The organism is Shinella sp. WSJ-2, from assembly GCF_003432075.1.
Lineage (GTDB): Bacteria > Pseudomonadota > Alphaproteobacteria > Rhizobiales > Rhizobiaceae > Shinella.
Genome location: NZ_QWBU01000001.1, coordinates 686,306 through 698,893 on the forward strand (window position 1 = coordinate 686,306; position 12,588 = coordinate 698,893).

A 12,588-nucleotide genomic window follows, 5' to 3' on the forward strand; every position below is an offset into this window, starting at 1 on the left:
GGTCTTATCCGCAAACGGATTGCGCAAGCGATTGATTCCAAACACTTTATAATTCGACGCAATCCACAGGCGGCGGTTGACCCCGTCATCCGCTTTGTCTATTTTCCGGCACCTGCACGAAATTTGGCAATCAGGGCGAACCAACGCGGGTTTCCGCGCGCCTTTGCCTGCGACCTCAAATGGTGCCTGGTCCCCCGGCTTTCAAGCCGGCGGCGCCCGGTGCCGGAAACGGGATGAACATGACCTCGACCCCCGCATGGACCACTGAAAAGCCGACCGCCCTGCTCGTCCTCGCCGACGGCACCGTCATCGAAGGCAAGGGCATCGGCGCCACCGGCAAGGTGACGGCTGAAGTCTGCTTCAACACGGCGCTGACGGGCTACCAGGAAATCCTGACCGATCCCTCCTATCTCGGCCAGATCGTCACCTTCACCTTCCCGCATATCGGCAATGTCGGCGCCAATGACGAGGACATCGAAGACCTGACGCCCGCCGCCCGCCACGGCGCCGTCGGCACGATCTTCAAGGCCGACATCACCGATCCCTCGAACTACCGTTCGGCAAAGCATCTCGACCAATGGCTGAAGGCCCGCGGCATCATCGGTCTTTCCGGCATCGATACGCGCGCGCTAACCGCCTGGATCCGCGAAAACGGCGCACCGAACGCCGTCATCGCGCATGACCCGAACGGCGTCTTCGATATCGAGACGCTGAAGGCCGAGGCGAAGGCCTGGAGCGGCCTCGTCGGCCTCGACCTCGCCAAGGTCGCCTCTTCCGGCCAGTCCTCGCGCTGGAGCGAAAAGCCCTGGGTCTGGAACGAAGGCACAGCAGACCTCGCGGACACCGACGTGAAGTATCACATCGTCGCGCTCGACTACGGCGTGAAGCGCAATATCCTGCGCCTCTTCACCGGCCTCGGCTGCAGGGTCACCGTCATGCCGGCAACCACCAGCGCCGAAGACGTGCTGGCGCAGAAGCCGGACGGCGTCTTCCTGTCAAACGGCCCGGGGGACCCCGCCGCAACCGGCGAATATGCCGTCCCTGTCATCAAAAAGCTGATCGAAAGCGGCCTGCCGATCTTCGGCATCTGCCTCGGCCACCAGATGCTCGGCCTCGCCGTCGGCGCTACCACCGAAAAGATGCACCAGGGCCACCATGGCGCAAACCACCCGGTCAAGGACCACACGACCGGCAAGGTGGAAATCGTCTCGATGAACCACGGCTTCGCCGTCGCCTCGACCTCGCTTCCAGAAGGCGTGGAAGAGACCCACGTCTCGCTGTTCGACGGCACGAATTGCGGCCTGCGCCTCGTCGGCAAGCCGGTCTTCTCCGTGCAGCACCACCCGGAAGCCTCCCCCGGCCCGCAGGACAGCCACTACCTCTTCCGCCGCTTCATCAATCTGGTGCGCGAGAAGAAGGGTGAAGAAGCCCTGCCGGAACGGGCGTAAGCGGATCCAACAGCGATCGAAACGTGAAAGGCCCCGGCAGATACCGGGGCCTTTTCATTTCAGGAGTCTTGTGCGCCGCCAATGCCCGCATTTTGAGAGCAGCGCCGGGCTACACGCTCATTAGGCACCCTGCCGCACCAGCCGATAGAAGCGCCAGTTCAAAAGAATCGCCGCTGCGGCGAGGCCGCCGACGAAGCCGAACCAGATGCCGACGCCGCCGAAGCCGGCCGGGAATGCGAAGAACCAGGCGCAAAAGAAGCCGATCGGCCAATAGGAGATTAGCGCCATGACCATCGGGATGCGCGTATCCTTGAGGCCACGCAGCAGGCCGGCGGCGATGGCCTGGAGGCCGTCGACCAGCTGGAAGATGCCGGCGATCACCACGAAGGGGCCGGCAATGGCGAGAACTGCCGCCGAATCCTTGCCGGCTTCGTCGAGGAAGATCGCCGCAAGCTTTGTGGGAATGCTGGCAAAGAGCACGCCGCCGCTTATGGAAATGACCACCGCGACGGCAAGAACGGCCAGCGAAGCGCGCACGACGGCAAGATGATCAGCGCGGCCATAGGCGACGCCGACGCGCACCGTACCGGCCTGCGCGAGACCGAGCGGAATCATGAAGGCGATGGAGGCAAGCTGGAGCGCGATGCCGTGGGCGGCGAGTTCCAGCGTACCGATATTGCCCATCAGCAGCGAGGCGCCAGTGAAGAGGCCGACTTCCGCCAGCATCGTGAAGCCGATGGGCAGACCGAGATGCACGACCTCGCGGAACGCGGGCCAGTCCGGTCGCCAGAAGCGCACGAAGAGTTCGTATCGGCGCATCTCCGGCCGCCACTGGATATAGGCGGTCAGAAGCAGGAAGCTCAGGATATTGACCGCGACCGAGACGATGCCCGCACCCTGGACGCCCAGGGCCGGGAAGCCGAAGCGACCGAGCACCAGCGCATAAGCGAAGAAGGCATTTATCGACAGGATGGTGATCGTGACATAGAGCACGACGCCGGCGCGACCGACGGCGCTGACGAGGCCACGCAGCGTCATGAACAGCAGCGCGGGCGCCATGCCCCATTGCACGATCTTCAGATAGCTGCCGGCAAGGGCGGCCACCTCCGGCTTCTGCCCAGCATAGAGCAGGATGCTTTCCGCATTGTAGAAGATCGGCGCCGTCAGCGCCGAATAGATGAGCACAACCCACATGCCCATGCGGACCGCCCGGCGCACCGCGACGGGATCGCCACGCCCATAGGCCTGCGCGACCATCGGCATGACGGCATTGGCAAAGCCGGAGCCGAAAATGAACAGCGTGAAGAAGAACTGGCTGGACAGCACAAGGGCCGCGAGAGGAACGGCGCCAAGGCGGCCGACGATGACAACATCGGTCGTGTGTATGCCGAGCTGGGCGAGCTGGGCGCCGATCAACGGCACGCCCAAGGCGAAGGTCGCCCGGAAATGAGCGCGCCAGCTGTTGTCCGCGCGATGCGTTGCCATGTGCATAATAGTTCTCACTTTCGCATCGCTTCCGATCACAAGTTCGGGTCGCGATCAATCGACTAGAATTAATGTTTTCATCAAAAATGCGCGAATGCGGCCAAAATGACCGCCTTTTTTCGAAAATTTCGTCGAAATGTCACGGCTCAAAGCCGTTCAAGAGCTTTCTGGCGCCATTTTCGCCATCGGACCGGTGCCTGCCCCGCGCAGCCTGGTGATGAAGATAAGGAGGCCGACAACGAGGATCGCAGCCGCCAGCGCATAGGGCGCGCCAGCGAAAACGACGGGTGCCTGGGGTCCGGTGAAATGGCTGAACGCCTGGGTGAAGATCAACGGCCCGATGATGGTCGTGATGCTGGAAACGCTGGTCAGCGCGCCCTGCAATTCACCCTGCGCAGAAGGCGGCACGCGGGCCGACGCAATGGATCGGAGCGGCGGCTCGGCGAGGCTCTCGAGCGCCGTCAACATAATGACCGCATACACCATCCAGCCCTGATAGGCGGCGGCGTAGCCGGAAAGCCCGAGCACCGAAAAACAGAGGCCGATGACGGCCGTGCGGTATTCACCCAGCCTCGGCACCACGCGCGGCAGAACGAAGCCCATGACGATCGCCCCGCCGATGCCGAAAACACCGAGCGACAGGCCGATCTGCCCCTCGCTCCAGCCATAGCGCAATGCCGCGACGAAGGGCCAGACGGAGGGATACACCGCATGCGACAGGTTATAGCAGAAGAAGACGAGGCCGACCCAGAGCACGCCTTTATAGTTGCGCATCTGCAGGAGCGCGCCGAGCGGATTGGCGCGCGACAGCTCGAACCGGCGACGGTTCTTCACGTCGAGGGTCTCGGGCAACAGAATCCAGGCCGCGGCGAAATTGAGAAAGGCGATGGCCGCCGCGCCATAGAAGGGAATGCGCGGGCCGAATTCGCCGAGCACGCCGCCGATAACTGGCCCGATGACGAAGCCCGTGCCGAAGGCGATGCCCATCAGGCCGAAGTTCTTGGCCCGCGTCTCGTCGTTCGAGATATCCGCAATATAGGCGGCGGCCGTCGAAAAACTCGCGCCGCTGATTCCCGCCAGGATGCGGCCGATGAACAGCATCCAGTAGCTGGTCGCCAGAGCGCAGATCAGATTGTCGATGGCGAAGGTCAGCACGCAGGCCAGCAGCACCGGCCGTCGTCCAAAACGATCCGACAGATTGCCGATGAAGGGTGCGAAAAGGAATTGCATGCCGGCATAGACCAATAGCAGCCAGCCGCCGTCGATCGCCGCTTGGCTGAGATCGTCCCCCGTCAGTTCGCGCAGATACGCCGGCAGCACCGGCATGATAATGGCGATGCCGATCACGTCGAGGAACATGATCATGAAGACGAGAAAGAGCCCGCGCCGGGTGGACCTGGCATCGATCATGGGAGGACCTCGAAAAAAATGGCGCCCACGCCACGGGCAAAATGTCAGGTGCCGACTTCTAATTCAGTTTTTGCAGCGAAACAATCCGTGAACATCGCAAATCTTTTGATGTTTGCGATGCATTTCCTTGACGACCGGCGGCAAATGCGAGGCCGCGCCGATCGTCAGCGTCCTGTCAGGTTCGCGTGAAAGTCATGGTCCGGGCCAATTTTCCCTTCTGGAAAGCAGAGGCCGGTACGTCGCGAGGTTATCATGATGCCCAGGACCCACTCATCGCTCTTTGCGGGACCGGCTTTGCCGAGCCAGTCCGTCGGCATCGTCACGGGCCTCTATCTCTTTCTTCTCGTCATCCGCGACTTCTGGCCGGAGACCCTGGCGCAGCTTGGCGGGCGGCCGGGCACGTTGGCTTTCCTGACAGCGGGGCTCGCTTGTCTTTTCATCGGGACCTGCGTGATCGTGTCGTGGAAGAAGATGATGATGAAGCCGCTGCTCGTAGTGCTGGTGCTTCTCACCGCCGCTGCGGTCTGGCTGCTGGATCAGGACAGCCCCTTCCGAGCTCTGGGCAGCGATATCGGCGGCTTCGCCACGCATATGGCGCTCTTCGGCCTAGTGCCGACCGCGCTTCTGTTGTGGATTCACATCCAGCACGGCTCGTTCTTCTGGCAGATACGCGGCAACCTTGCAGTCGCCATTCCGGCCATTGTCATCGCGCTCTGCGTGATGGGGACCCATCTGGCGGACTACGCCGCGATCGCCGGGGAAGAAATTGCCGGCGCCGGAGACGCCGGCGCAGCCGTTACGGTTCGCCCTTGAACGTATCGCAGGAATCGACCCGCCCGGTATCGAAGCCGCGCTTGAACCAGCGGCGGCGCTGGTCTGACGTGCCGTGGTTGAAGCTTTCGGGAACGACATAGCCCTGCATGCGCTTCTGCAGCGTGTCGTCACCGATCTGCGTTGCGGCGTTCAGCGCCTCCTCGAGGTCGCCGCTCTCAAGCAAACCCTTCTGCTGGGTATATTTGCCCCAGATGCCGGCATAACAATCGGCCTGAAGCTCGACGCGAATAGACATCTGGTTGGCCTCAACCTCGCTCATGCGCTGGCGCTGCTGGTTGAAGCGCGGCAGAACGCCCGTGAGGTTCTGGACGTGGTGGCCGACTTCATGGGCGACGACATAAGCCTGCGCGAAGTCGCCCGCCGCGTCGAACTTGTTGGCAAGCTCGTCGAAGAAGCTCATGTCGAGATAGACCTTGCGATCACCCGGGCAATAGAATGGGCCGGAGGCCGCCGAGGCAAAGCCGCAGGCCGATTGCACGGAGCCGGAAAACAGCACCATTTTCGGCTCCTCGTAACGTTCGCCGGCGGCCTGGAAGATGCCGTTCCAGGTGTCTTCCGTCTCGGCGAGAACCGTCGCCATGAAAGCCTTGGTTTCCTCTTCCTGTGGTGACGAGCGTTGGCTGGCATTGTCGGTCTGCTCGAAACCAGGGCGGCTCGGCTGGCCGCCGCCATCCATCACCTGCAACAGGTCGATGCCCATCGCCTTGAAGATGAAGTAGATGACGACAAGGAAGATGATGGTGCCGATGCTCATGCCGCCGCCGGCGCTGCGTCCGCCACCCATCGGGATGCGGAAGCCGCCATTGCCGCGACCGAATGGGTTGCCTCCCCCCATCGAGGGGCCGGGACCGGGTCCGCGCTGGTCCTCGATATTGTCCGACTGACGACGACCTTTCCATTCCATGGCGCATTTCCCCGCATTGATTGCCGACGAACGTCCACGGCGTGAATTCGTTCCTCAGCGAAAACTTATAGGGCCAGCCGCGCCGCCATGCAAAACGAAAAGCGGCGTTTCAACGGCGCCGGAAGAGCGCATTGAAACGTTGCCCCAAACCAGCCTCGTGGATGGCCAGCGCACCCGCCGCGACGAACAGGATGCTGACGACAGCGGCCGCTAGCCCGCTGGCAAGGCCGGACGCGCCGCCGAAGAGGATCATGCCCATCACCCGGTGCGGAACGAGCGTGAAAAGCCCGGCCACCACGATGCCGCCGAAATACATGCCAGCGACATGGGCGCGGTGGGCGCGGATATTGCCGTGGCGCGCCGTCTGGATCGCTCGGACGCTGCCGAGGATGACGTAGATGGAGAGCAAATGAATGGGGTTGAAGCCGGCGACCACGTTGAGGCCGTGAATGAAGAAGGTCGAAAAGCTCGTCAGCACCATCAGCACCAGCCAGATTTTTCCGAGCAGCCGATGGGCCGGCGTGCCCTTGGGGCGGGCAAGCAGGATCGCACCGAGCACGGCGGCCGGCAGCACCGTCGCGACATGAAACTGGACGGCGAAGGGGGCGTTGACGAGCGGTTCGAAGGTCATGGCAAACTCGATCGTTGGTTGGGAAGGAGCGGTTGAATTCGCCACCGTCTTCGGCCAATGATCGGCCCGCCTCAAACGCTTTGGCCCGAATGGACGGAATACTTCGTGGAACGCCCCTTCCTGCAATCCGCGCTTCGTGAACTGCAGGTCTTCCTGCGCTCCCCGCGCTTCTGGGCGACCTTCAGCGCGGTCGTACTGATCTTTTGGGTAACCGGCCCCTATGGCACGGCCGAGCGCCTTGCCAGCGCGCCACGCCTCGGCTTCTGGCTCGTCCAGCACGCCGCCGCCTGGAGCATTGCCGTGGTCACCATCGTTCTGGTCAACACGCTTCTCCTCCGCCGCGTGCCGAGCCTTCTCGGCCGCATGGCGATCGGCACGCTTATCGCCGGCGCGCCCGTCGGGCTTGCCACGGAGACGATCAGTCTCGCCACCTTCGGCGGCACGCCTACCGTCGCGACCATCGCGCAAAGCATTGCCAGCGGCCTCGTGCTTTCCGCCCTCTTCTGCGGCCTCACCTTCATGACGATGAGCAGCAAGCAAGCCGAGGCGCTTTCGCCAGCGCCGATGCCCATCCCCGAGGCCACGGAAGAGAGCGCCGAGATTCTGTTGCTGCGCCGTTTGAAGCCGGAGAACCGCGGCCCGGTCCTGCACATGACTGTCGCCGATCACTATACCGAGGTGACGACCAGCCGCGGGCGGGAACTGGTGCTGCTGCGTTTTTCCGATGCGCTTGAGGAGCTGGGGGCGACGGCCGGCCTGCAGGTGCACCGCTCGCATTTCGTCGCTGATGCCCATGTCGACCGGCTGCTGCGCGCCGACGGCCGGCTGGCCATCCTGATGAAGGACGGACGGGAAATTCCGGTAAGCCGTAGTCGCACCGAGGCGGTACGCAGCCGCTGGGGTTGACGAATTTTTTCAAGGGCGATGTCGGATCGACCTTTCGTCGTTCGTCTCTAGGTATCCACTCAACAAACGGCCAGGAGAACCCCATGAGAAAGATCATTGTCGGCGCCTTTGTCAGCCTTGACGGCGTCATGCAGGCACCGGGCGGCCCGGACGAGGATCCGATCGGCGGCTTCACGTTCGGCGGCTGGGTCGCACCGCTTTTTGACGAGAAGATGGGCGCTGCCATCGACGAGATGTTTGCAAATCCCTTTGACCTGCTGCTCGGCCGCAAGACCTACGACATCTTCGCCGCCCACTGGCCCTATGCCGACAAGAACGACCCGATCGGCCCGCTCTTCGACCGCATCAACAAATATGTCGCCACCCGCAATCCAGGCTTCAAAACGACATGGCAGAACAGCCATGTGCTAGGGACGGATACGATCGCCGCGGTGAAGGCGCTGAAGAGCGAGGACGGGCCGGATCTCCTGACGCAGGGCTCAACGGACTTCCTCAAGACGCTGTTCGAACACGACCTCATCGACGAAATCAACGTCTTCACCTTCCCGGTCATTCTCGGCAAGGGCAAGCGGCTGTTCGGTGACGCCTCGTTTCCGCGAGCGCTGACTCTGGTAGCTTCGAGCACCAGCGAAAACGGCATCGTCATCAGCAAGTATGCCCGCGCGGGCAACGTCACCACCGGCTCCTTCGAGTTCGACACGCCGAGCGAGGCCGAATTGGAACGCCGCCGCAACCTCACTTGAACACAGGGCGGTCTTGACCGCCAACGCCGTTGCCGCTCCTATTCTCGGACGGAAATCGGGAGGATGGCATGAAAGCGGCGCGGCTGGAGGCGATCGGCGGTTTTGTGGTGCGCGAGGTGGAAAAACCTGTTCCAGGCCCGGACGATCTTCTCGTGCGTGTCGAGGCGGCCGGCATATGCGGCACCGACCGTCACCTCTTCCACGGTGAATTCCCTTGCCGCCCGCCGGTGACTCTCGGCCACGAATTCTCTGGCATCGTCGAGGATATCGGCGATGCCGTCCGCGATTTCCGCCCCGGCATGCGAGTCACTGGCGATCCGAACATCGCTTGTGGCCGCTGCGCGCAATGCCGGCGCGGCCGCATCAATCTCTGCGAAAACCTCCAGGCGATCGGCATTCACCGCGATGGCGGCTTTGCGGATTATATGCTGGTGCCGCAGCGGCAGGCCCATGAAATGCCGCTTTCGCTGCCGCCGGAACACGGCGCCTTCTGCGAGCCGCTCGCCTGCTGCCTGCATGGCATCGACATGGCAGGTATTCAGCCCGGCAGCTCCGTGGTGGTGCTTGGCGGCGGGGTGATCGGCATGCTCACGGTCCAGCTCGCCCGCCTTGCCGGCGCGACCGCCGTCGTGCTCGTCACGCGTCAGGCGGTGCGCCGAAAGCTGGCTGAGGAGATCGGCGCCACCCATTCCTTCGATCCCGGTGCAGGGGATGCGATCAAGAGCATTGCCGGCCAATCCGGCCTCGTTCCCGGTGGTGCCGACGTCGTCGTCGAATGCGCGGGTGTGCCCGAAACTATGATGCAAGCGCCGAAACTCGCCCGCAACGGTGGCACTGTGGTCATTCTCGGCGTTATGCCGCAAGGCGAGAGGATCGAGATCGAACCCTTCGACCTGCTGTTCCGTGAGGTGAAAATCCTCACCTCCTTCCTCAACCCGCATGTGCATGGTCGTGCTGCGGCGCTGATTGCCTCGGGCACGATCAAGGTCGACCGGCTGATCTCGCGCCGCATCGGCATAAACGACCTGCCGGATGCTGTGGCAAACCCGCCGCGCCCCGGGGAGGTGAAAGTGCTTGTCATGCCCGGTCTCGCGTAGGCATCAGGTCAGCCCCTCCTCCGCCACCGTTTCCCTAAGCCATGCCGAAAAGGCCGCCATGGCCGGCGTGACGCTGCGCGATTGCAGGCATGTCAGCCAATAGCTGCCGAGCGCGACGCTCGTCTTGAACGGCTGCACGACGGCGCCGGAGGACAGCAACCGTGAAAACATCAGCGGCGGCGCAAGCCCGACGCCGAGCCCCTGCAGCACCGCCTCGATCATAGCGAGCGAGGTATCGAAGACGATGGCATTCTGCGGTGGCGGTGTGCGCGGCAGGCCGGCGGCCTCGAACCAGCGGGTCCACTCGTCGCGACGGTAGGAGCGCAGCAGCGTCAAGCCGAGCAGGTCTTCGGGCGCCTTCAGATCGCGCGCGATCGTGGGGATCGCCAAAACCGAAAGCGGCGCATCGAAGAGCCTGACGGCATCCGTCCCGTGCCACGCGCCGGCACCGAAACGCACGGCAAAGTCGAGCCCTTCGGCGGCGAGATCGACGCGGTTGTTGTTGGTGGAAAGCCTGACCTCGACGAAGGGATGGCGCTCGCGAAAACTTGCAAGCCGCGGCAGGAGCCAGCCGACCGCAAAGGTGCCCACCGCACCAATCGTCAGGATTTCCCGCACATGGCCGCCGCGAAAGCGCTCCACCATATCGGCCATGCGGTCGAAGCTGTCGCGCAGCACCGGCAGCAGGCTCTCGCCCTCCGCGGTGATCATCAGCCCGCGCGGCAGGCGCTTGAACAGCACGACGCTGAGTTGGTCCTCGAGGCTCTTCACCTGATGGCTGACGGCGGCCTGCGTGACATTCAACTCGATAGCCGCGCGGGTGAAGCTCAAGTGCCTGGCAGAAGCCTCGAAGGCGCGAAAAGCGTTCAGCGGAAGATATGGTCGGACCATGGCAATGCCCTAGATTTCCTAATGGCTAAGACCAGTATTGATCTTTTGTCAGCCGATCAAGCGGTTGCTATGAAGATGGCACAAACCCTTGGAAATCAGAGGAAACGGGATGGACACACGTCTTTTCGCCGCCGGCGCCCTGCTGGCTGCAATCTTCGCGGCGCCGGCTGAAGCCCGCACTATTTGTACGATCGTTGCCGATGCCGGCAGCAATGAAGTCATCATGGAGAAGGGTGACTGCAAGAGCCGCGTCACCCCCGCCTCCACGTTCAAAGTGCCACTGGCGGTGATGGGGTACGATTCCGGTTTTCTGGAAAATGCCGAAGAGCCGGTCCTGCCCTTCCTGAAGGGGTACCCGGATTGGGGCGGTGAAGCCTGGCGCCAGCCGACGTCGCCGAAGCGCTGGATGGAGCTTTCCGTTGTCTGGTACTCGCAACGCATCACCGAATTTCTCGGTTATGATAAGCTGCGCGACTATGCCGAGGCCTTTGATTACGGCAATGGCGACGTGACCGGCGACCCCGGCAAGAACAATGCGCTGGAACGCTCGTGGATCGCCTCTTCCCTGAAAATCTCGCCACGCGAGCAGATCGCATTCCTCAGGAAGCTGGTGAACCACGACCTGCCCGTCTCTTCCGACGCAATGGATGCGGCGATGAAGATCGTCGAGGGCCGGGAAATCGGCGACGGATGGCACGCGCAGGGCAAGACGGGCATGGCCTATCCACGCCAGGCCGACGGCAGCTTCAACTACAACACGCCCTGGGGCTGGTATGTCGGTTGGGCCAGCCGCGGCGAGCAGACCGTGGTTTTTGCACGGCTGGTCCAGGACGAAAAGAAGCAGGAACCGCGTACGAGCCTGAGGGCACGTGACAGCATTCTCGCGGAACTTCCAGGCATTCTCGCCGTGGAGTGATCTAGCGCGGCGGCACCATGCCCAGCCCCTTGCGGGCGAGGCCGGAGACGTTGAGCGCGAGCTTTCGCCGGAAGACCGGAGACGCGCCGATGATCCGCAGGGCAAGATTGCGCAGTATGCGACCGAAGACGCTGCGCACCATCGCCATCCGCGTCAGGCGATCGGCAAGCGCCAGCACCTCCACTGCGGCGGGGCGGCGCTTTTCCTCATAGAGGTCGAGCGTCGCCTCCGACGCCTTGCCGTTCAGGACATCAGCCAGCAGCTGCCCCAGCACCACGGCATCGACGATCCCGGTGTTCATACCCTGCCCGCCGGCCGGGCTGTGCACATGCGCGGCATCGCCCATGACGAAAACAGGGCCGGAGCGATAGCGCGAGGCAACGCGGTGGTGCACGCGGAAGCGCGAGCTCCAGATCACATCCCGCACACGGCCTGGCACCGTGCGCGGTCCGCGCGCATCCAGCAACGCCTGCACGAAGGCGGCATCCGGTTCGGGCGGTGCCTCCTCTACCGGCGCCACGATGCGAAAGTGGCCGCCGGGCAGCGGCGCGACGACACCCATGCCTTCCGGCGAAAAGAGCAAGGTCACCTCGTCACTATAGCACCAGTCCATGTGGACATCGGCCAGCACGAAGGAGCCCGCATAAGCTTCGCCATCGAATGCGATGCCGGCCGCCTCGCGCACCACGCTGTGCATGCCGTCACCGCCGATGAGGTAGCGGGCACGGATCACCTGCTCGCCTTCTCCCGTCGCAAGGTGAACGGTCGCGCCGCCCGCATCCGTTTCCACCTTCGCCGCCGTCACACCGCGGGCGACGCTGCCGCCGAGCGCCGCGAGCCGCTCGGTCAAGATCGCCTCCGTCTCGTCCTGCGGAATCATCAGCACTTCCGCATAGCGCGAGGGCAGCATGGAGAAATCGAGTTCGAGCACCGCCTTGTCATGATCGCGCAGCGCAAAGCGCGTGAGCGGCAGGCCTCGACGCTCCAGTTCGTCGGTGACACCGATGCGCTCCAGCACTTCAAGCGTGTGCGCATGAATGACGGCAGCACGCGAGGTGTTCTGGCCGGCGGCAAGCCGCTCGATGATGACGGGGCGGATGCCGGCCTGTTGCAGCGTGACGGCGAGCGCAAGGCCCGTCGGCCCCGCCCCAACGATCAGCACATCGATTTCCTGCGGCAGCATGCTTCCCTCCCCGAATCGATATGCGTCTTAGTCCCTACATGGTTCAACGACCCTTGCGACCCGGGCCAAAGGGCCGCCTGTTATATAGCCGGCATGCGGCAGGAGAACAGCCCCTGCACTTTTCCTGTCGATTGCGTGAT

12 protein-coding genes are annotated in these 12,588 nt (G+C 63.4%); 6 read left to right on the forward strand and 6 right to left on the reverse strand.

The genetic code is table 11. The features are described from left to right. Positions 1–239: 239 nt before the first annotated feature. Positions 240–1,448, forward strand: a complete 1,209-nt coding sequence (carA, locus tag D0Y60_RS03255; RefSeq protein WP_117367074.1) for a glutamine-hydrolyzing carbamoyl-phosphate synthase small subunit — start codon at positions 240–242, stop codon at positions 1,446–1,448. Positions 1,449–1,568: 120 nt separating this feature from the next. Here the strand turns inward: carA and D0Y60_RS03260 are convergent, their stop codons facing one another. Beyond that, a complete protein-coding gene (locus D0Y60_RS03260; RefSeq protein ID WP_245409074.1) occupies positions 1,569–2,933 on the reverse strand; it encodes an MATE family efflux transporter in 1,365 nt (454 codons plus the stop codon). A gap of 156 nt (positions 2,934–3,089) precedes the next feature. Next, positions 3,090–4,343, reverse strand: coding sequence for a TCR/Tet family MFS transporter (locus D0Y60_RS03265; RefSeq protein WP_117366687.1), 1,254 nt, complete (start codon positions 4,341–4,343; stop codon positions 3,090–3,092). Positions 4,344–4,595: 252 nt separating this feature from the next. On the opposite strand from D0Y60_RS03265, the gene D0Y60_RS03270 reads away from it, so the two are divergent. Next, positions 4,596–5,156: a phosphoethanolamine transferase domain-containing protein gene (locus D0Y60_RS03270; RefSeq protein WP_117366688.1), complete on the forward strand. Its 561-nt coding sequence runs from the start codon at positions 4,596–4,598 to the stop codon at positions 5,154–5,156. On the opposite strand, the gene D0Y60_RS03275 is transcribed toward D0Y60_RS03270, so the two are convergent. Then, positions 5,140–6,081: a neutral zinc metallopeptidase gene (locus D0Y60_RS03275; RefSeq protein ID WP_117366689.1), complete on the reverse strand. Its 942-nt coding sequence runs from the start codon at positions 6,079–6,081 to the stop codon at positions 5,140–5,142. The genes D0Y60_RS03270 and D0Y60_RS03275 overlap by 17 nt on opposite strands. A gap of 109 nt (positions 6,082–6,190) precedes the next feature. Continuing rightward, positions 6,191–6,712, reverse strand: coding sequence for a DUF2306 domain-containing protein (locus D0Y60_RS03280; RefSeq protein ID WP_117366690.1), 522 nt, complete (start codon positions 6,710–6,712; stop codon positions 6,191–6,193). 105 nt (positions 6,713–6,817) lie between these two features. Here D0Y60_RS03280 and D0Y60_RS03285 point away from each other — a divergent pair, with 105 nt between their 5' ends. From D0Y60_RS03285 to D0Y60_RS03295, 3 genes are all read left to right on the forward strand, one after another. Beyond that, entirely contained in the window at positions 6,818–7,618 is an 801-nt protein-coding gene (locus tag D0Y60_RS03285; protein WP_117367076.1) for a LytTR family DNA-binding domain-containing protein, read from the forward strand. Positions 7,619–7,701: 83 nt separating this feature from the next. Further along, positions 7,702–8,361 carry a dihydrofolate reductase family protein gene (locus D0Y60_RS03290; RefSeq protein ID WP_117366691.1) on the forward strand — a complete coding sequence of 220 codons (660 nt, stop codon included), beginning with the start codon at positions 7,702–7,704 and terminating at the stop codon, positions 8,359–8,361. Between the two features lie 68 nt (positions 8,362–8,429). Next, positions 8,430–9,458 carry a zinc-dependent alcohol dehydrogenase family protein gene (locus D0Y60_RS03295; protein ID WP_117366692.1) on the forward strand — a complete coding sequence of 343 codons (1,029 nt, stop codon included), beginning with the start codon at positions 8,430–8,432 and terminating at the stop codon, positions 9,456–9,458. 3 nt (positions 9,459–9,461) lie between these two features. Here the strand turns inward: D0Y60_RS03295 and D0Y60_RS03300 are convergent, their stop codons facing one another. Continuing rightward, complete coding sequence (locus D0Y60_RS03300) at positions 9,462–10,349, reverse strand: LysR family transcriptional regulator (protein ID WP_117366693.1); 888 nt, start codon at positions 10,347–10,349, stop codon at positions 9,462–9,464. 109 nt (positions 10,350–10,458) lie between these two features. On the opposite strand from D0Y60_RS03300, the gene blaOXA reads away from it, so the two are divergent. After that, positions 10,459–11,265, forward strand: a complete 807-nt coding sequence (gene blaOXA / locus D0Y60_RS03305; RefSeq protein WP_117366694.1) for a class D beta-lactamase — start codon at positions 10,459–10,461, stop codon at positions 11,263–11,265. Position 11,266: 1 nt separating this feature from the next. Here the strand turns inward: blaOXA and D0Y60_RS03310 are convergent, their stop codons facing one another. Continuing rightward, positions 11,267–12,448, reverse strand: a complete 1,182-nt coding sequence (locus D0Y60_RS03310) for an FAD-dependent oxidoreductase (protein WP_117366695.1) — start codon at positions 12,446–12,448, stop codon at positions 11,267–11,269. Positions 12,449–12,588: the final 140 nt, after the last annotated feature.

Bases quoted from the DNA above. Each gene is read 5' to 3' on its own strand.
- carA (WP_117367074.1), top strand. From the start codon at position 240: ATGACCTCGACCCCCGCATGGACCACTGAAAAGCCGACCGCCCTGCTC.
- D0Y60_RS03260 (WP_245409074.1), bottom strand. From the start codon at position 2,933: ATGGCAACGCATCGCGCGGACAACAGCTGGCGCGCTCATTTCCGGGCG.
- D0Y60_RS03265 (WP_117366687.1), bottom strand. From the start codon at position 4,343: ATGATCGATGCCAGGTCCACCCGGCGCGGGCTCTTTCTCGTCTTCATG.
- D0Y60_RS03270 (WP_117366688.1), top strand. From the start codon at position 4,596: ATGATGCCCAGGACCCACTCATCGCTCTTTGCGGGACCGGCTTTGCCG.
- D0Y60_RS03275 (WP_117366689.1), bottom strand. From the start codon at position 6,081: ATGGAATGGAAAGGTCGTCGTCAGTCGGACAATATCGAGGACCAGCGC.
- D0Y60_RS03280 (WP_117366690.1), bottom strand. From the start codon at position 6,712: ATGACCTTCGAACCGCTCGTCAACGCCCCCTTCGCCGTCCAGTTTCAT.
- D0Y60_RS03290 (WP_117366691.1), top strand. From the start codon at position 7,702: ATGAGAAAGATCATTGTCGGCGCCTTTGTCAGCCTTGACGGCGTCATG.
- D0Y60_RS03295 (WP_117366692.1), top strand. From the start codon at position 8,430: ATGAAAGCGGCGCGGCTGGAGGCGATCGGCGGTTTTGTGGTGCGCGAG.
- D0Y60_RS03300 (WP_117366693.1), bottom strand. From the start codon at position 10,349: ATGGTCCGACCATATCTTCCGCTGAACGCTTTTCGCGCCTTCGAGGCT.
- blaOXA (WP_117366694.1), top strand. From the start codon at position 10,459: ATGGACACACGTCTTTTCGCCGCCGGCGCCCTGCTGGCTGCAATCTTC.
- D0Y60_RS03310 (WP_117366695.1), bottom strand. From the start codon at position 12,448: ATGCTGCCGCAGGAAATCGATGTGCTGATCGTTGGGGCGGGGCCGACG.